Raw genomic sequence first — 16,380 nt, 5'->3', positions numbered from 1 at the left:
CGGTCGCCCGCGCGCCGTCCCGGATCAGCCGAGCTTGGCTTCGGCGGCAGCGACGACAGCCTCCGGCGTGATGCCGAAGTGCTTGTAGAGCTCCTTGTAGGGGCCGGACGCGCCGAACGAGGACATGCCGATGAAGATGCCGTCCGAGCCGATGATGTGGTCCCAGCCCTGGCGGATGGCGGCCTCGACGCCGATCTTGACCGGCGAATTGCCGATGATCGCCTTCTGGTAGGCTTCCGGCTGCTCGTAGAAGAGCTCGAAGCAGGGGACGGAGACGACGCGGGTGGAGATGCCCTTGGCCGTCAGCGTCTCGCAGGCCTTGACCGCGATCTCGACTTCCGAGCCGGTGGCGAAGATCGTCACCTTGGCGTCGGATGCGGAGATCAGATCGTAGGCGCCCTTGGCGCACAGGTTCTCTTCCTCGAACTCGGTGCGCACGGCCATCAGGTTCTGGCGGGTGAGCGCGATGCCCGACGGGCGGTCCTTGTGCTCGAGCGCCAGCTGCCAGCACTCGGCCGTCTCGGTGGCATCGGCCGGGCGGAACATCATCAGGTTCGGGATGGCGCGCAGTGCGGCCAACTGCTCGACCGGCTGGTGCGTCGGGCCGTCCTCGCCGAGACCGATCGAATCGTGGGTCAGGACGTGGATAACGCGGATGCCCATCAGGGCGGCGAGGCGGATCGACGGACGGCAGTAGTCCGAGAAGATCAGGAAGCCGCCGGAGTAGGGGATGAGGCCGCCGTGCAGCGCCATGCCGTTCATCGCCGCCGCCATGCCGTGCTCGCGCACGCCGTAGTGGATGTAGCGGCCGGAGAAGTCGTCAGGCGTGATCGAGGTGGTCTGGCTAGTCTTGGTGTTGTTGGAGCCGGTCAGGTCGGCCGAGCCGCCGATCGTTTCCTTCAAGACGCCGTTGATGACCTCGAGCGCATCCTCGGACGCCTTGCGGGTGGCCGGGTTCGGCTTGGTCTCGGCCAGCTTCTTCTTGTAGGCGACGATCGCGGAATCGAGGCCGCTCTCCAGCTCGCCGGCAAAGCGGCGGACGAACTGGGCGCGCTTTTCCGGATCGGCCTTTTCCAGGCGCTCCTGCCATTCCTTGTGCGCCTTGGTGGAGCGCAGGCCGGCGAGCCGCCAGGCGTCGAGGACGTCGGAGGGCACCGCGAAGGCTTCCGCTTCCCAGTTCAGCGCCTTGCGGGTGGCGGCGATCTCTTCGGCGCCGAGCGGCGAGCCGTGCACCTTGTGGGTGCCGGCCTTGTTGGGCGCGCCCCAGCCGATCACCGTCTTGCAGGCGATCATGGTCGGCTTGTCCGACTTGTGCGCCTGTTCGATCGCCGCTGCGATCGCGTCCGGGTCATGGCCGTCGACGGCGATCGTGTTCCACTGGCTGGCGCGGAAGCGGGCATGCTGGTCGGTACTGTCGGCGATCGAGATCGGGCCGTCGATCGAGATGTTGTTGTCGTCCCAGAAGACGATCAGCTTGTTGAGCTTCAGGTGGCCGGCAAGGGCGATCGCTTCCTGGCTGATGCCCTCCATCAGGCAGCCGTCGCCGGCGAGCACGTAGGTGTAGTGCTCCATCAGGTCGGAGCCGAATTCCTCGCGCAGCTTGCGCTCGGCGATCGCCATGCCGACCGAGTTGGCGATGCCCTGGCCGAGCGGACCGGTGGTCGTCTCGATGCCGGCGGCATGGCCGTATTCCGGGTGGCCGGCGGTGCGGGCGCCGAGCTGGCGGAAATTCTTGATCTCGTCGATCGTGATGTCCTCGTAGCCGGTCAGGTAGAGGAGCGAGTAGAGCAGCATCGAGCCATGGCCGGCCGACAGCACGAAGCGGTCGCGGTTCGGCCAGGACGGAGCCTTCGGGTCGAAGGTCATGAAGCGGGTGAAAAGGACCGTTGCGATGTCCGCGGCACCCATCGGAAGACCGGGATGGCCGGAATTTGCTTTCTCCACGGCATCCATGGAAAGAAAGCGAATAGCGTTCGCCATCCGGTCGTGTTTTTCGCGAGAGATCATGACTGTTCCAAATAATCGGGGTGTCAGGGCCGATGCCTGTCGGGGTCACCGGTTAGGAAGCGGCTGACACATAGCAGGTGCAGTGCGCAAGTCAACGAATTGCGCCGCTTTTGCCGCGTTTTGCGGCGATTTGCCGTCAGATGAAGCAGGGTTTTCTCCGCGACGAAAACCGCTGCCTTCGCGCTGCAAAATCCTCATCCACAGCGGAAGCGGCCGCCGTCCGGACGGGCGGTTGACGCTTCTGTTCGATGTTGAATACTGTCAAGACCTTGAAGCAAACAGCTCACACGGCGATTCGTCCGTGACAGATGTGCCGGCGAGGCGTCATGGCGGCAGGAGAGACAATCAGAGCGGCGGTGGAAGAGTTGCGAAGGGCCCTGTCAGGCCTGGACAACGCGCTCGACATGCGTTTCGACCGCGAGCGCGATCACGGCGAGATCGAGGGTGAGGTGCGGCGCGTCAATGTCGATCGCTCGCGGCTGGCCCAGGAGCTCGACCAGGCGGAATTCCGGGCGAACCGGCTGGAGGAGGTCAACCGCGAGGTTTCCCGCCGGCTGGTCACCGCGATGGAAACGATCCGGGCGGTCCTCGACCGCTGACGACGCCGGCATGACTTGGAGACAGGGCGGGACTTCCAGATGGCTCAGGTAACGGTTTCGATCGATGGCAAGGCCTACCGCATGGCCTGCGAGGAAGGCCAGGAGCAACACCTGACCGAGCTCGCGGCCGGCTTCGACCGCTATGTCAGCCACCTCAAGGGCCAGTTCGGGGAAATCGGCGATCTGCGCCTGACGGTGATGGCCGGCATCATGATCATGGACGAGCTGAGCGAGATGACCCGCCGGCTGGCGGCGCTCGAGGCCGAGGTCGAGGACCTGCGCAAGGGACGCGACAGCGTGGCAGCCGAGGTCTCGCGCGAAGAGGAGGCGATCGCCGTCGCGCTCGGCGAGCTGACCAGCCAGATCCAGGGCATGACGGCGAAGCTGTCCGGCAAGCCGGCCGCCAACTGAGGCGGCCGTTCGGTCGCCCACGCGCAATCCGGCACAGCCAGACCGCGCCAGCGCATGCCCGGATGCCGGGCGGCAAACGCGCCTTCTGCAGAAAGGGCGTGCAAATCTCGCCCGAGGCGCGATCGCCACTGGCGGACCCGGCGCTTTCATCCTATATCTAAAACGCGGTCTGTGCTTCCCGACAGGTACTCACAATCCCCGGGGCCATACACGATCTCAAGGGAGCTGTCCCTGGCTGGACCCGTGGGTCCGGACATACGGCGCCCACCTACTTTGTAGGCACCCGGGATCGTACACACGCCATCGGTCGTCGCGGATCGCGCTTCTTTCTTGTTTTCAATGATTTCGGCTCGTGGTCATCCTGGGGCGGCGTCTTCGCGCCGCGCCGGTGGGATAGGCATTTTAGACCGGCGAAGCCGATGATACCTGGTGCTCCCCATGAAAGTTCGGCTGGATATTGAAAGAACACCCACCGGTGTGCGCGTCGTTGCAACGGGCGACTATGTGGACACGATCGAGACAACATTGGTGCCGCGCGAGCGCATCGGGAAATTCGTCGCCGATTTGATTCTCGACCGCGTCTACCTGAAAAATGCGCAGATCACCGTCAACGGCGCCACCGCCTTCGAAGCGTTCGACGCCGAGCAGGACTTCGATGAGCTGGCGAGGCTGATCCAGACTGCGTAGTCGCGGAACGGTCGACGCAGGATCGCCCTCGCGGCGATGTCACCCCCGCCCGGCGAGAATCGCCCGGCTGAGGATGCCGGCGACCGGGGCGGGCAGCCTGGCACTCGCGAGCTCGGCGACCATCCGCCGCTCCTCGGCCGGGACGGCGCGCAGGAGCGCCAGGCCGAGCGCGTAGGCGATGGCGCCGGCGACGATACCGACGACCATCCCCGGCAGGCCCGGCATCCACCAGATGCAGGCGCGCGCGGCGGCGGCGCAGGCGGCAGCGGCGACGAGTACCTTGAGAAGGGCAACGGTGTCGCAGGAGACGCCGAGCCGCCGGTGGCAGTACCAGAAATAGACGAGGCAGCTGACGCATCCGGTCAGCCCCTTCACCCAGGCGGCACCGACGGTGCCGAACGTGGGGACGGCGGCAAAGAGGAGCGCGATGCAGACCACGCCTTCCCACAGGGCGAAGCGCAGCACGGTGCCGCTGCGCTCGTGCGCCAGCATCATCCGGTACGGCACGGTGATCATCGCCGAGGCGAAGATGAAGGCGAGCAGGATGACGGCGATCTCGACCGAATCCGTGAAGTCGGCGCCGAACAGCACCGGGATCAGCACCGGCGAGATGGCGGCGCCGCCAAAGCAGACCGGCGCCAGCACCAGCGCCAGTCCGAGCAGGCTGCGCCGGTAGGCCGTGGTCAGCGCCGGCCAGTCGCCGCGGTCGTGGTGATGGGAAAACAGCGGCACGAGAGGGGCGACCAGGAAATAGGACAGCTGGATGACCATGCCGGCCATCGTCGAGGCGATCGCATAGTGGCCGACCGCCGTGAGATTGAAGAACAGCCCGATGATGGCGAGCTCGACGCGCGAGCCGAGCAGGGCGGTCAGCCCGCCCGAGATCCAGCTGTTGCGGGCATAGGCGACCATTGGCGCCGTCACCGGTTCGATGCCCTCGCTGGCCGGCGAAAGGTAGCGGCGCAGGCACAGCGCCTGCGGCAGGTGGCGGAAGGCGTGGCCGAAGATGGCGCCGGCCGGACCGAGCAGCAAGGCGCCGAGCGCCACCAGCAGCGGCTGCAGCAGGCAGCCGATCGCCGTATTCAGGCTGCTTTCGCGAAAGCGGGCGAGCCCTTGCGCGGCCCCCAGCGACATCGTCGAATAGGCATAGGAGAGGAACAGCGCCGCGGTCGCGATCCAGATCAGGCTCGCGTGACCGGCTCCGGAAAGCTCCAGCCAGGCGGCATAGCCCAGGATGAAGGCGGCGAGCGTGCTGGTGGTCAGGACGAAACGCCTGGTCAGCGTGCGCACGAGGCCGGGGCGGGCGCCGGCCGCGCCGTCGGCCTGTCCGATGAAGCGCAGGACGGCCTGCGGCATGCCAAAATCGGACAGGAGCGTGGCCACGGTCATGATCCACAGCGCATAGGCGACGATCCCGGCGCCTTCGACGCCGAGGAGCCGGGCGACGATGACGCTGCTGCCGAAGCCTGCCACCAGCGACAGCAGGCCGGCGGCGGCATTGAGCAGGGATGAGCCGAGCATGGATTGCATCGTGGCGACCGTCTTCGTTCCGCCGTCCCGTCGCGCAGGGGGCCGAAAAACCATGGCCTACGCCTAGAACACCGGGCTTAAGATTCGGTATCCGGCGGCTGAAAAGCCGCGTTTCCGGGCGTTCGCTAACCCCGGCTTAACCCAACTGGTTTAGGCCAGAGCCAGCGTAAGTTCCATCCTCAGGTGTATCCATGCCGGATATCTCGCTTTCCGCGCGCCATGAGAGCCGGCTGAAGCAGAAGCTGCAGCATCTCTTCTGGCGCCTCATCGCGGTCCTTCCCGACCGGCCGTACCTGCGCTGGAAATACTACTCCATGGCAGGCCGCTTTCCCGATCTCGAGCGGCCGCGCCTGTTCAGCGAGAAGGTGCAGGCGCGCAAGCTCTACGACCGCCGGCCGATCTATGCGCAGATGGTCGACAAGCACGGCGCCAAGGCGCTGATCGCCGAGCGCGCCGGCGCGCAGTATGTCATCCCGACCTACTGGGTCGGGCGCGACCTGAAGACGGTCGACTGGTCGACCATCCCGCTGCCGGCGGTGGTCAAGCCGACGCATGCCTCCGGTTGCGGCGCATTCCTGCGCGAGCAGCGCGACATCGACGCGCTCCTGGCCGCCGATCCGGGCCCGGCGTGGCTGAGGCTGAAGCATCACCGCATCAACCGCGAATGGGCCTATGGCGAGTTCGAGCCGCTGATCATCATCGAAGAGATGCTGGTGGAGAACGGCGACGCGCCGGACGACTACCGCTTCTTCGTATTCTCCGGCCGCGTCTCCCATATCGAGATGCGGTTGAGGCGGGACGGCAAGGGCTATGAGCGCAATTTCACGCCCGACTGGCAGCCGATGACGTACGAGAGCTTCTACTACGAGCCCTATCCCGGCGAGCTGCCGCGGCCGGACGATCTGGACGAGATGCTGGACGTCGTGCGCAAGATCGCCGGCGACAGCGATTTCATGCGCGTCGATCTCTACCGCTGCGGCGGGCGCATCTTCGTCGGCGAACTGACGCTCTACCCGGGCGGCGGTTTCAAGGGATGCGTGCCGGACCAGTTCGACGAAATGTTGGGAGCGATGTGGAAGCAGGAGCTGGTGCAGGACCTGCGCTGAGTAGAGACAGGCCGGCGGCAGGAGCCCCGCTGGTCGCGACGGACCGGAACGAGATGCGATTCCTCTTTCTATCGACGCACGCCTTCTTGCCGGTGACGCGCAAGACCAGCGTGCATTTCGTGACCGAGGCGCTTGCCGCCCGCGGCCACGAGGTCGATACGATCAGCGTCGGTTTCAGCTACCTGACCGCGCTCAAGCGGCCCGCGCTCTATGCCGGGCTTTCGGCGGAACAGAGGAACCGCTTCGTCGAGACCGCGCCGCGCCGGCGCTCTGCCGCATACCTGCCGCCGCTGCATCCGTTCAGTTCGGGAAGTGCCGCTCTCAACAGCGTCAACGCGCTGCTGTTTCCGCTCTACGGCAACCTGCCGCCCGCCTTCATGAGGACGGCGATCCGCAAAGCCGAGATCGTCGTGATCGAATCCGGCACGGCGATCGCCTTCTTCGATGCCGTTCGCCGCATCAATCCCGCAGCCCGCACGCTCTATTTCAAGCGCGACCGGCTCGACAGCGTCGGGGCCTCCGGCTACCTGCAGCGTCTGGAACGCCGCATCGCCCCGCAGTTCGACCGGGTGATCGTCCCGACGGCCGCCATGGCGGCGGGACTGCCGCAGACGAGCCGCATCGTCGCCGTCCCGCAGGGCATCGACAAGGGCGTGTTCGACGCCTGCACGGCCTCGCCCTATGCGGCCGGCACGCGCAACGGCGTCTCGGTCGGCAACATGCTGTTCGACGCCGATGCGGTGCGCGCGATGGCGGCGGCCAATCCGGGCGTCGGCCTGCACCTGTTCGGGGCCGGCATTTCCGGCCCGTTTCCGCCGAACGTGCGCCTCTATGGCGAGCGGGCGTTCGCAGACATCGTGCCCTACATCAAGTTTGCCGATTTCGGCATCGCGCCCTACCGGCTGACCGAGCGGGAGCGCTATCTCGCCGAATCCAGCCTCAAGCTCCAGCAATACGCCTATTGCATGCTGCCGGTGCTCGCCCCGGTGATGCTGGCGGCCGCACGTGGCAATCTCGTCGGCTACGACCCGGCCGGCGAGGCGGACTGGGCCGGCAGGGTCGAAGAGGCCGTCGCCCGGCCGCACGATCCGGCATGGCGCGAGAACATCCTCTCCTGGGACGAGGTCGCCGCACGGATCGAACGGGAGCTGGCCGGCCCGGACGGGAAAGCCGCCGCGGCCGAATAGGCGGGAACGTCCCGCTGGCGCGATGCCGACAGGACGGCAGGCCGATCAGCTGTGAAGCCTTGCTCCCTTGGCGATCTTGTCGACGATCTTCTTCTCCGCGCGCACGGCTATTCCCACCACCTTTGCCGTCGATGGGTCGAACAGCGAGAACGCCGCCCGGTTCGCCTCGTCGTGGCCCGTGGCGAACATCTCCTCGATGTAGAGCGAGGTGGTTACCTGGCGCTCCAGCGAGCGCGCATGGATCTTTCGAAGCGTGTCCTGGTCCGCCGACATGACCACCATCGGCTGGATCGAGAGCGCGTTGTAGACATTGCCGGCGGAGTCGCGGTACGGTTCGCCGATGATCTCGGGATACTGAGCGGCGATGCCGCAACTCAGGAACGCTGCGACGTTCAGTTTCTGCCAGGCAGCGAGGTCGTCGCGCAGTACAATCGTGATCTTGGTATCGAACATGCAGATGGTTTCCAGCAGCTGTTTAACAGATGGCTCGCTTGTAACGTCGAGCGACGCGGTGCGTCTTGAAGGTTCGTGCAGATTCGACGGCATCGTCCGGGCGCCCGCTTCCCGGGGCATCGAGCGAATTGAAGCCCAATTCAGGGGTAACGCGTTTTCCCTGCACCGCCACGATACCTATGCGCTCGGGGTGACGCTTGCGGGCGTGCAGACGTTTCGCTACCGGGGCGAGGCGCGATTCAGCCTGCCGGGCAATGTGATCGTCATCCACCCGGACGAACTCCACGATGGTGGAGCGGGGACGGAGACCGGCCTTCGATACAGGATGCTCTATCTTCCCCCCGAGCGTGTGATCGAGGCGGCAGGGGGGCGCCGTCGCTTGCCCTTCGTCCGGACCCCCATTCTGCGGGACGACGAGCTTCGGCAAGGTCTGTTGGAGGCACTCGGCGATCTGCAGGGCGAGCCCTCCGGTCTTGCCTGGGACGATCTCCTCGTCCGGTTTGCGGAATCGCTGTGGAAGCACGCGGATGCGGACGGAGCGAAGATGCGGTCGGTTGCTCACGGCGCGGTGAAGAGGTGCCGGGAATATCTGCACGACAACAGCGACCGGTCCGTCACATCGGATGAGCTGGAACAGGTCACCGGTCTGGACAGGTATTCGCTCGCCCGCCATTTCCGGGCCATGCTCGGAACGAGCCCGCATCGCTATCTCGTCATGCGTCGTCTGGAGAAGGGCCGCTCTCTGATGGCGGCGGGGCTCAGCCTCAGTGATGCCGCCGTGGCGAGCGGCTTCGCCGATCAGAGCCACTTCACCCGCCACTTCAAGAGCGCGTTCGGCCTGACGCCCGGAAAGTGGCTCGCCTTGACGGGAACAGACCGCGCGCGAGAGACCGACCGGACTTGAAATCCATGGATGCAAAGACGAACCGCCCGCGACATTCCTGGCGCGGGCGGTTCGTCATCGATGCACTGAAGTCATCGCCTGGCGATCAGGCGGCTGCCTTCATTTCCTTGTCGATCATCGCGCGCAGCGCGCCGAGGTCCTTGGCGAAGGCGCGGATGCCTTCGGCGAGCTTCTCGGTCGCCATGGCGTCCTCGTTCAGCATCCAGCGGAAGGTCTTCTCGTCGACCTTGATCGGGGCCACGCGGCTGGTCGTCTCGGGCGAAAGCCGGCGCTCCAGCTTGCCCTCGGCCTTGTCGAGCTCTTCCAGGAGCTGCGGGCTGATCGTCAGGCGGTCGCAGCCGGCAAGGGCCTCGATCTCGCCGGTGTTGCGGAAGGAGGCGCCCATGACGATCGTCTTGATGCCGTTGGATTTGTAGTAGTCGTAGATCGCGCGGACCGAGAGCACGCCCGGATCCTCTTCGGCGGTGAAGGTCTTGCCGCTCGCTTTGACGTGCCAGTCGAGGATGCGGCCGACGAAGGGCGAGATCAGGAAGGCGCCGGCGTCGGCGCAGGCGATCGCCTGGGCCTTGTTGAAGAGCAGCGTCAGGTTGCAGTCGATGCCTTCCTTCTGCAGAACCTCGGCGGCGCGGATGCCCTCCCAGGTGGAGGCCAGCTTGATGAGGATGCGCTCGCGGCCGATGCCGCGCGCCTCGTAGGCCTTGATGATGGCGCGGCCCTTCTCGATCGAGGCCTCGGTGTCGAAGGACAGGTCGGCGTCGACCTCGGTGGAGACGCGGCCGGGCACGAGGCCGGCGAGTGCCGCGCCGACGGAGATCGCCAGGCGATCGGCGACCGCTGCGATCACGCCATCGCGGCTGCCGCCCTGGCACTGGCCCCAGCGCAGGGCTTCGGCGACGGTGTCGGCGAACATCGGCGTGCCGAGCGCCTTGAGCACGATGGTCGGATTGGTGGTGCAGTCGACGGGCTTCAGGCGGGCCACGGCTTCGATGTCGCCGGTGTCCGCCACAACGGTCGTCATCGTACGCAATTGTTCAAGCTTGGAGGTCATGTTCGAGATCCCGTTCCGTGGTGTCAAGCAAGGCGCCGTCCATCCGCAGCAAACGAAGGCTGCGCAATTTTCGAAGTGCCGGCACAGCGTCGCGGGCTTCCTGGAACCGCTTCGCCGTGACCGCACACTAGCACGCCGCCGGCGCGTTGTCGCACCGAGGGTACGGCCGACTATCGTTGGCGAGCGGGGGCAATGTCAAGCACTTTTGCACAGTCAGATAAACATATGTCGCATTGAATGCGTTTCGTGCTAGGGAGGGACGCAGGATTGCCGAACGAGAATGGGGACGGGACATTGGCGAAACTCAGGCGCGGAACGCACACCGCCTATTCCGAGAGCGCCTCGCTGCGCCTTCGGGCGGCCTGGCTGTACTACAACCAGGGCATGACGCAGAAGGACGTGGCGGAGAAGCTTGGCATCGGCCGGACCACCGTGATCCGCATGCTGGACGAGGCGCTGAAGCGCGGGGAGGTGCAGATCTGGATCGACGAGGGCGTCGGCGACTGCGTCGAACTGGCGACCCGCCTGGAGCGGGCCTACGGGCTGGACGAGGCGATCGTGGTGCCGGCGGCAGAGACCGCCGAGGGGACGGCCAAGGGGGTGGGGCTGGCGCTCGGCCAGTTCCTGACCGAGGTCATTCCCGACGACTGTACGGTGGGCGTCGGCTGGGGGCGGACGCTGACCGCCTCGCTCGCGAGCTTCCGTCCGGCGCGGCGCGAGCGGGTCAAGGTCGTCTCGCTGCTGGGCGGGGTGGTGGAGGCCCACCACATCAACCCGATCGAATACAGCTGGCGGATCGCCAGCCAGCTCGGCGCGGAGTGCTATCTGTTCCTCGCGCCGCTCATCGTCGACAGCGCCGAGACCAAGCGCAGCCTCATCGAGAAGTGCGGGCTGAAGCCGCTGTTCGAACTGGCGGAAAACATGGACATCGCCGTCGTCAGCTGCGGCGACATCGGTCCGGATTCGACGTCGCTGTCGCGCGGCTTCCTGCCGCCCGCGGTGCTCAAGGAACTGGTGGCGGCGGGCTGCGTCTGCGACACCATGTGCAACTTCCTCGACGCCGAGGGGCGGACGATCGACCACCCGATCCGCGACCGGGTGATGTCGATCGACCTCGATACGGTGAAGAAGGCGAACCATATCGTGCTCGTCTCCGGCGGGGCGCATCGCGCGCCGGCCATCCGCGCGACGATCCGGCGGGTCGGCTGCAACACGCTGATCACCGACGAGGGGGCCGCGGACGCCTTGCTGCAACTGGCCGAGGCTCAGGCGGGCTGACCGCCGGACAAAACCCTCAGATGAGATTGAGCAGGGCCGCGCGCGACACCGCGCCGGTGATGTTGCGTGTCTCGAGCTTCTCCATGGCGCTCGACAGGGCTTCGGCAACGCGGGGCAGCGGCAGGTCTGTTTCCAGGACGATCTGCCCCGGCGTCCTGCCTTCGGCGGCGAGCGCCAGGCAGCGCAGTTCGATGGCGGAGAGTTCGGGCGTGGCGCGGCTGCGCCCGTGACGGGACTGGGAATCGGCAGATGACATGGCCGGCTTGATAGAGGGCGAACGGCCCCGCGCACAGTCGAACTGTCTGAAATGCTTTATTAAATCTTATGCACATGGGAACCCGTCTTCGCCGGCGCCGCACCCGTTGCCGGGGTTTGCGGCCATCCGGGTTTCGCCACCACCGGGAAGGGTGTCGCATATCGGTACAATTGCAGGTGTCGTCCGGTTGTCGGCCATCGTCCGGCGGAGGTTGCGGGCAGGCGGTCTGTGGCGCTATGGGAGGGGAGGATCAGCCGGGGATGGGACGCGTGACGCCGAAGGAACAGAAGGCCGAGCTTCGAAACCAGAAGCTGGCATTGCGGGATGCGATGCCCGCCGAGCAACGCATAGAGGCGAGCCTCGCAATGGCAGACCATGCCGGCGATATCATCGCCTTCGAGCCGGGCGCGGTCATCTCCGGCTTCTGGCCGATCCGCTCGGAGGCCGACATCCGGCCGCTGATGGCGCGGCTCGCCGAGCGCGGTGCGCGGCTTTGCCTGCCGGTGGTGCTCGATCGCGAGACGATCGTCTTCCGGGAGCTCGTGCGCGGCGCGCCGCTGATGAAGACGGGTTTCGGCACGACGGGGCCGGGGCCGGAGGCGGCCCCCCTCGATCCGGAGATCCTGCTGGTACCGCTCTCGGCCTTCGATGCGGTCGGTCATCGCATCGGCTACGGCGCGGGGCACTACGATCGCGCGATCACCCGGCTGCGCGCCAAGGGGCTCTCGCCGCGGCTGATCGGGATCGCCTTCGATTGCCAGGAGGTGCCGGCCGTGCCGGCGCAAGCCCATGACGTGGCGCTCGATGCGATCTTGACCGAGACCGGCTTTCGCATTTTCAACGGACAGGATGGACAGGACTGATGCGGTTTCTCTTTCTCGGTGACATGGTGGGCAAGAGCGGGCGGACCGCCGTCTGGGAGCGCCTGCCGGGCCTGATCTCCGATCTCAAGCTCGATTTCGTCGTGGTCAACGGCGAGAACGCCGCCGGCGGCTTCGGCATCACCGAGGACATCTTCCAGGAAACGATCAATGCCGGCGCCGACGTGGTGACCACCGGCAACCATGTCTGGGACCAGAAGGAGGCCGTGACCTTCGCCGGACGGCACGACCAGTTCCTGCGACCGGCAAACTATCCGGCCGGCACGCCCGGGCGCGGATCGAACCTGTTCTTTGCCCGCAACGGCGCGCGGGTGCTGGTGGCGAACGTCATGGGACGGGTGTTCATGCACCCCGAGCTCGACGACCCCTTCACCACCGGCGAGGCGATCCTGGCCTCCTGCCCGCTCGGCGAGCAGGCGGACGCGATCATCTTCGACTTCCACGCCGAGGCGACGAGCGAGAAGCAGTGCTTTGGCCATTTCGTCGACGGTCGCGCCAGTCTCGTCGTCGGCACGCACACGCACGTGCCCACCGCCGACTGCCAGATCCTGAACGGCGGCACCGGCTACATGTCGGACGCCGGCATGTGCGGCGACTACGACAGTTCGCTCGGCATGGACAAGGAAGAGCCGCTCAACCGCTTCATCTCCAAGATGCCCAAGGGGCGCTTCGAGGCGGCGAGCGGGCCCGCGACGATCTGCGGCGTCGGGGTGGAGATCTCCGACAGGACGGGACTGGCCGAAAAGATCGCGCCGCTGCGGCTCGGCCCGCGGCTGGCGGAAACGATCCCGTCCTTCTGGTCCTGACCGATTTCGCGCAAGGATTGTCCTTGCGTCCGTTTGCAGCTCTGGCATGATTTTGGTATTGCGATTTAAAGTGATACAAAAATCATGCAGATCGTCTATGATGAGCGCAAACGCCGTTCGAACATCGAAAAGCACGGATACGACTTCGCCGATCTGACGCTCGAGTTCTTTGCGCGTTCGACAATCGTGCCGGTTCAGCGTGGTCGCCTGATGGCGATCGGCGTGCTGCATCACGGCGTTATTGCCGTCGTGTTCGTAACGCTGGGCACGCAGGGGCTCTCGGTCATCTCCATGCGCCCCGCGAGCCGGAAGGAGAGAATCGCCCATGGCTATGCCTAGACAGCACATCCCGCCTCTGACCGACGAGGAAGAAGCCAGGATCCAACGCCAGATAGCGGCCGATCCGGACAGCCCGGAGGCGACCGACGAGGAACTCAAGAACGCCCGGCCGTTCGCCGAGGTCTTTCCGGAATTGATGGAAAGCATCCGGCGATCGCGCGGGCGGCCGGCCGTGCCGCGGCCGAAGCAGCAGATTTCGCTGCGGCTCGATCCGGAGGTCATCGACAAGTTCAAGGCGACCGGGAAAGGCTGGCAGGCGCGCATCAACGAGGTGTTGAAGCGCGCCAAGATCTGAGGAGCTTTAAGGACGGAGTGAGCGTGTCAGCTCGCCCACTGGCGGCGGATTTCGTCCGGCGTGTCGCCGAAGACGACATGGGTTCGAACGCCGACATGCGGCTCCTCGTCCGGGTTGAAGTTGGCCTTGGCGATCTCCCAGCCGAATTTCAGCGTGCTGCCGGTCGAGGCCCAGATGGCGGCATCGTCGAGTCGCAGCGCCAGCATGGTCAGCATCGGATCGTGCTTGCCGTGGTCGAACCAGGCCTCGACGATCGAGTTCCAGTACGCGTCGATCTTTGCCGAGTTCTTCTCCACCGTGATGCGGCCGACCAGGCAGGCGTGATAGTCGTGGTCCTTGCCGATGACGCAGAAATGCGCTCGCGCGCCCTGGCCGATCGCATCGACGAGATCGGTGTCGGTCTTGGTGAAGAACCAGATCGTCGCCGCCTGGCGGTCGAGATGCGGGGCCATTGGCTGCATGTGCATGCGGTCGTTTTCCAGGCCGAGCATGCCGGCGTGGATCCGGTCGATCTCGTCGTAGAGCTGCTCCTTGGGATTTTCGCGGGCTTCTGCCAGACTTGCCATGGCTTTCGTCCTTTCTCGCATCGTCTTGATGCAGGCCAAACGCCGCGCTCCGGCCATTGTTCCGGCGCCGGTCTGACGGGATTGTGAACGCGGCGGGCGCGGGTGGCGCTCGACCTTGAGAGGCCGCGTTGGCATAGTTCCGGCGTCCATCGAACGGAGCCGCCCATGCCGTCCCTTCGGTTCTCACGTTTCGTTCTGCCGTTCCTGCTCGCCCTTTGGGTTTTCGTGCCGGCGCAGGCGCAGACCCGGGCGCAGACGCAGGAGCCGGCGAAGCCCGCAAGCCAGTGCCAGATGATCGCGCAGGCGCTGCCAGGGGTGATCTTTGCGCGCTTCAATGGCCCCGCGGCGGATCTGGCGCAGGCCGAGGCCGATGGAACGGTGGCGATCACCTATATCGGGCACTCCACGTTCTTCATCGAGACGCCGGCGGGCATCAGGATCGCCACCGATTACAACGGTTGGTACAAGCCGCCGGCACTGCCGACCGTGGTGACGATGAACAAGGCGCACTCCAGCCACTACACGCGTGTCCCCGATCCCGGCATCGAACACGTGCTGCACGGCTGGCGGGACGATGGTGGACCGGCAGACCACGACGTCGTCGCCGGCGACGCCTATATCCGCAACGTGCCGACCGATATCCGCAGCTGGGGCGGAGTGATGGAGGCGAACGGGAACTCGATCTTCATCTTCGAGATCGCGGGGCTGTGCATCGGCCATCTCGGCCACCTGCATCATGAGCTGACTGAGAAGCAGTATGCGGAGATCGGCCGGCTGGACGTCTTGATGGTGCCGGTCGACGGCGGGCTCACGATGGGCGCGGAAAGCATGAGCCGCGTGGTCGAGCGGCTTCGCTCCGCACTGATCCTGCCGATGCACCGGCGCGGGCCGCCGATCGACCATTTCCTGTCGATGTTCGAGGAGGGTTTCGATATCACCTTCGCCGACACGGCGAGGGTCGAAGTATCGGTGCGCTCGCTGCCGCGGCGGCCGACGATCCTCGTTCTCAAGGGCGTGTGAGCCGCCTCCGGTGCCGATCCGGCTCGCGGCGGCGTCACGCGCGGCAGATTTTGCCGCCCCTGCTGGACGCAGAGCGACAATAAAACTATAACGCGGCCATTTCCAAAATCGGAGATCGCCTGGCCGGACTGGACGCGGACGGGTGCGCTCCCGAACAGAAGACAGCGCGCGGTCGTTTCCAACGAGAAGACGTTGCCGTCGCGCCAAACAGCGCAGGGGTGCCATGGCAGGCCATTCACAGTTCAAGAACATCATGCATCGCAAGGGGCGTCAGGACGCCGTGCGGTCGAAAATGTTCTCCAAGCTCGCTCGCGAAATCACGGTTGCCGCTAAGGCCGGCCTGCCCGACCCGGCGATGAACCCGCGCCTTCGTCTGGCGATCCAGAACGCCAAGGCGCAGTCCATGCCGAAGGACAATATCGACCGCGCCATCAAGAAGGCCTCCGGTGGCGACGCGGAGAACTACGAGGAGATCCGCTACGAGGGCTACGGCCCGGGCGGCGTCGCCGTCATCGTCGAGGCGCTGACCGACAACCGCAACCGTACCGCCTCCTCGGTCCGCTCGACCTTCACCAAGGCCGGCGGTGCGCTCGGCGAAACCGGCTCCGTGTCCTTCTCCTTCGATCGCGTCGGCGAGATCACCTACAAGCTTTCGGCCGGCGACGCCGATGCGGTGATGGAAGCGGCGATCGAAGCCGGCGCCGACGATGTCGAGACCGACGACGAGGTTCACACCATCTACTGCGCCTTCGAGAACATCGGCGAGGTGTCCAAGGCGCTGGAAGGGACGCTCGGCGAAGCCGAGACCGTCAAGGCCATCTGGAAGGCACAGAACACCGTGCCGGTCGACGAGGAGAAGGCGCAGTCGCTGATGAAGCTCATCGACACGCTGGAAGACGACGACGACGTGCAGAACGTCTATTCCAACTTCGAAGTGTCCGACGAAGTGATGGCGAAGCTCTCGGCCTGATCGCCGAACGGCACTTCCCAGTCCATGGCCCGCGCCG

General features: G+C 65.8%; 19 protein-coding genes and 1 other RNA gene. 14 read left to right on the top strand and 6 right to left on the bottom strand.

The genetic code is table 11. The features are described from left to right. Positions 1-24: 24 nt before the first annotated feature. Positions 25-2,007 carry a transketolase gene (gene tkt, locus P0086_RS14335; RefSeq protein ID WP_112593761.1) on the bottom strand — a complete coding sequence of 661 codons (1,983 nt, stop codon included), beginning with the start codon at positions 2,005-2,007 and terminating at the stop codon, positions 25-27. A 326-nt stretch (positions 2,008-2,333) separates the two neighbouring features. Between tkt and P0086_RS14330 the strand changes: the two genes are divergently transcribed. The 4 genes from P0086_RS14330 (at position 2,334) to P0086_RS14315 (ending at position 3,704) form a co-directional block, all read left to right on the top strand. Further along, entirely contained in the window at positions 2,334-2,606 is a 273-nt protein-coding gene (locus P0086_RS14330) for a DUF4164 domain-containing protein (protein WP_112610703.1), read from the top strand. 39 nt (positions 2,607-2,645) lie between these two features. Beyond that, entirely contained in the window at positions 2,646-3,017 is a 372-nt protein-coding gene (locus P0086_RS14325; protein WP_148149681.1) for a cell division protein ZapA, read from the top strand. Between the two features lie 163 nt (positions 3,018-3,180). Further along, a non-coding RNA gene (ssrS, locus tag P0086_RS14320) (6S RNA) lies at positions 3,181-3,340 on the top strand. A 115-nt stretch (positions 3,341-3,455) separates the two neighbouring features. Beyond that, positions 3,456-3,704 carry a hypothetical protein gene (locus P0086_RS14315; protein ID WP_275786635.1) on the top strand — a complete coding sequence of 83 codons (249 nt, stop codon included), beginning with the start codon at positions 3,456-3,458 and terminating at the stop codon, positions 3,702-3,704. A gap of 39 nt (positions 3,705-3,743) precedes the next feature. On the opposite strand, the gene P0086_RS14310 is transcribed toward P0086_RS14315, so the two are convergent. Then, positions 3,744-5,225, bottom strand: a complete 1,482-nt coding sequence (locus P0086_RS14310; RefSeq protein ID WP_275786632.1) for a polysaccharide biosynthesis C-terminal domain-containing protein — start codon at positions 5,223-5,225, stop codon at positions 3,744-3,746. 200 nt (positions 5,226-5,425) lie between these two features. On the opposite strand from P0086_RS14310, the gene P0086_RS14305 reads away from it, so the two are divergent. Together P0086_RS14305 and P0086_RS14300 are read left to right on the top strand one after the other, a co-directional pair. Then, positions 5,426-6,340 carry an ATP-grasp fold amidoligase family protein gene (locus P0086_RS14305; RefSeq protein ID WP_275786630.1) on the top strand — a complete coding sequence of 305 codons (915 nt, stop codon included), beginning with the start codon at positions 5,426-5,428 and terminating at the stop codon, positions 6,338-6,340. Positions 6,341-6,393: 53 nt separating this feature from the next. After that, positions 6,394-7,527, top strand: coding sequence for a polysaccharide biosynthesis protein GumK (locus P0086_RS14300; RefSeq protein ID WP_275786627.1), 1,134 nt, complete (start codon positions 6,394-6,396; stop codon positions 7,525-7,527). A 45-nt stretch (positions 7,528-7,572) separates the two neighbouring features. On the opposite strand, the gene P0086_RS14295 is transcribed toward P0086_RS14300, so the two are convergent. After that, positions 7,573-7,980: a DUF2000 family protein gene (locus P0086_RS14295; protein WP_112593768.1), complete on the bottom strand. Its 408-nt coding sequence runs from the start codon at positions 7,978-7,980 to the stop codon at positions 7,573-7,575. Here P0086_RS14295 and P0086_RS14290 point away from each other — a divergent pair. After that, positions 7,979-8,884 carry an AraC family transcriptional regulator gene (locus P0086_RS14290; protein WP_275786624.1) on the top strand — a complete coding sequence of 302 codons (906 nt, stop codon included), beginning with the start codon at positions 7,979-7,981 and terminating at the stop codon, positions 8,882-8,884. The two genes, P0086_RS14295 and P0086_RS14290, sit on opposite strands and share 2 nt — an antisense overlap. Before the next feature lie 85 nt (positions 8,885-8,969). On the opposite strand, the gene tal is transcribed toward P0086_RS14290, so the two are convergent. After that, the gene (gene tal, locus P0086_RS14285; RefSeq protein ID WP_275786621.1) at positions 8,970-9,932 is read right to left on the bottom strand and encodes a transaldolase; all 963 of its coding nucleotides are present in this window, start codon (positions 9,930-9,932) and stop codon (positions 8,970-8,972) included. Positions 9,933-10,226: 294 nt separating this feature from the next. Between tal and P0086_RS14280 the strand changes: the two genes are divergently transcribed. Further along, positions 10,227-11,210, top strand: a complete 984-nt coding sequence (locus P0086_RS14280; RefSeq protein WP_275786619.1) for a sugar-binding transcriptional regulator — start codon at positions 10,227-10,229, stop codon at positions 11,208-11,210. 16 nt (positions 11,211-11,226) lie between these two features. Here the strand turns inward: P0086_RS14280 and P0086_RS14275 are convergent, their stop codons facing one another. After that, a complete protein-coding gene (locus P0086_RS14275; RefSeq protein ID WP_112593771.1) occupies positions 11,227-11,466 on the bottom strand; it encodes a transcriptional regulator in 240 nt (79 codons plus the stop codon). 269 nt (positions 11,467-11,735) lie between these two features. Here P0086_RS14275 and P0086_RS14270 point away from each other — a divergent pair, with 269 nt between their 5' ends. The 4 genes from P0086_RS14270 to P0086_RS14255 all read left to right on the top strand — a co-directional run bounded on the left by P0086_RS14270 (position 11,736) and on the right by P0086_RS14255 (position 13,787). Beyond that, the gene (locus tag P0086_RS14270; RefSeq protein ID WP_275786615.1) at positions 11,736-12,329 is read left to right on the top strand and encodes a 5-formyltetrahydrofolate cyclo-ligase; all 594 of its coding nucleotides are present in this window, start codon (positions 11,736-11,738) and stop codon (positions 12,327-12,329) included. Then, a complete protein-coding gene (locus P0086_RS14265) occupies positions 12,329-13,153 on the top strand; it encodes a TIGR00282 family metallophosphoesterase (RefSeq protein ID WP_112593772.1) in 825 nt (274 codons plus the stop codon). Before P0086_RS14270 ends, P0086_RS14265 begins: the two co-directional genes overlap by 1 nt. Before the next feature lie 84 nt (positions 13,154-13,237). Further along, positions 13,238-13,492 carry a BrnT family toxin gene (locus P0086_RS14260; RefSeq protein ID WP_275786610.1) on the top strand — a complete coding sequence of 85 codons (255 nt, stop codon included), beginning with the start codon at positions 13,238-13,240 and terminating at the stop codon, positions 13,490-13,492. Next, on the top strand, positions 13,479-13,787 hold the full coding sequence (locus P0086_RS14255; protein WP_112613558.1) for a BrnA antitoxin family protein: 309 nt from the start codon (positions 13,479-13,481) through the stop codon (positions 13,785-13,787). Before P0086_RS14260 ends, P0086_RS14255 begins: the two co-directional genes overlap by 14 nt. Before the next feature lie 26 nt (positions 13,788-13,813). Here the strand turns inward: P0086_RS14255 and P0086_RS14250 are convergent, their stop codons facing one another. Continuing rightward, positions 13,814-14,353, bottom strand: a complete 540-nt coding sequence (locus P0086_RS14250) for a pyridoxamine 5'-phosphate oxidase family protein (RefSeq protein WP_148191712.1) — start codon at positions 14,351-14,353, stop codon at positions 13,814-13,816. Between the two features lie 165 nt (positions 14,354-14,518). Here P0086_RS14250 and P0086_RS14245 point away from each other — a divergent pair, with 165 nt between their 5' ends. Both P0086_RS14245 and P0086_RS14240 read left to right on the top strand, forming a co-directional pair. Then, on the top strand, positions 14,519-15,373 hold the full coding sequence (locus tag P0086_RS14245; protein ID WP_275786605.1) for an MBL fold metallo-hydrolase: 855 nt from the start codon (positions 14,519-14,521) through the stop codon (positions 15,371-15,373). A gap of 223 nt (positions 15,374-15,596) precedes the next feature. After that, positions 15,597-16,343, top strand: coding sequence for a YebC/PmpR family DNA-binding transcriptional regulator (locus tag P0086_RS14240; protein ID WP_112593777.1), 747 nt, complete (start codon positions 15,597-15,599; stop codon positions 16,341-16,343). Positions 16,344-16,380: the final 37 nt, after the last annotated feature.

This window comes from Mycoplana sp. MJR14 (assembly GCF_029210525.1).
GTDB lineage: Bacteria > Pseudomonadota > Alphaproteobacteria > Rhizobiales > Rhizobiaceae > Mycoplana.
The sequence above is the reverse complement of the archived record's forward strand: the minus strand, read 5'-3'. Positions and strand labels throughout refer to the sequence as shown.

Coding starts and splice junctions, on each gene's coding strand:
- tkt (WP_112593761.1), bottom strand. CDS start 2,007: ATGATCTCTCGCGAAAAACACGACCGGATGGCGAACGCTATTCGCTTT.
- P0086_RS14330 (WP_112610703.1), top strand. CDS start 2,334: ATGGCGGCAGGAGAGACAATCAGAGCGGCGGTGGAAGAGTTGCGAAGG.
- P0086_RS14325 (WP_148149681.1), top strand. CDS start 2,646: ATGGCTCAGGTAACGGTTTCGATCGATGGCAAGGCCTACCGCATGGCC.
- P0086_RS14315 (WP_275786635.1), top strand. CDS start 3,456: ATGAAAGTTCGGCTGGATATTGAAAGAACACCCACCGGTGTGCGCGTC.
- P0086_RS14310 (WP_275786632.1), bottom strand. CDS start 5,225: ATGCTCGGCTCATCCCTGCTCAATGCCGCCGCCGGCCTGCTGTCGCTG.
- P0086_RS14305 (WP_275786630.1), top strand. CDS start 5,426: ATGCCGGATATCTCGCTTTCCGCGCGCCATGAGAGCCGGCTGAAGCAG.
- P0086_RS14300 (WP_275786627.1), top strand. CDS start 6,394: ATGCGATTCCTCTTTCTATCGACGCACGCCTTCTTGCCGGTGACGCGC.
- P0086_RS14290 (WP_275786624.1), top strand. CDS start 7,979: ATGCAGATGGTTTCCAGCAGCTGTTTAACAGATGGCTCGCTTGTAACG.
- P0086_RS14295 (WP_112593768.1), bottom strand. CDS start 7,980: ATGTTCGATACCAAGATCACGATTGTACTGCGCGACGACCTCGCTGCC.
- tal (WP_275786621.1), bottom strand. CDS start 9,932: ATGACCTCCAAGCTTGAACAATTGCGTACGATGACGACCGTTGTGGCG.
- P0086_RS14275 (WP_112593771.1), bottom strand. CDS start 11,466: ATGTCATCTGCCGATTCCCAGTCCCGTCACGGGCGCAGCCGCGCCACG.
- P0086_RS14265 (WP_112593772.1), top strand. CDS start 12,329: ATGCGGTTTCTCTTTCTCGGTGACATGGTGGGCAAGAGCGGGCGGACC.
- P0086_RS14260 (WP_275786610.1), top strand. CDS start 13,238: ATGCAGATCGTCTATGATGAGCGCAAACGCCGTTCGAACATCGAAAAG.
- P0086_RS14255 (WP_112613558.1), top strand. CDS start 13,479: ATGGCTATGCCTAGACAGCACATCCCGCCTCTGACCGACGAGGAAGAA.
- P0086_RS14250 (WP_148191712.1), bottom strand. CDS start 14,353: ATGGCAAGTCTGGCAGAAGCCCGCGAAAATCCCAAGGAGCAGCTCTAC.
- P0086_RS14245 (WP_275786605.1), top strand. CDS start 14,519: ATGCCGTCCCTTCGGTTCTCACGTTTCGTTCTGCCGTTCCTGCTCGCC.
- P0086_RS14240 (WP_112593777.1), top strand. CDS start 15,597: ATGGCAGGCCATTCACAGTTCAAGAACATCATGCATCGCAAGGGGCGT.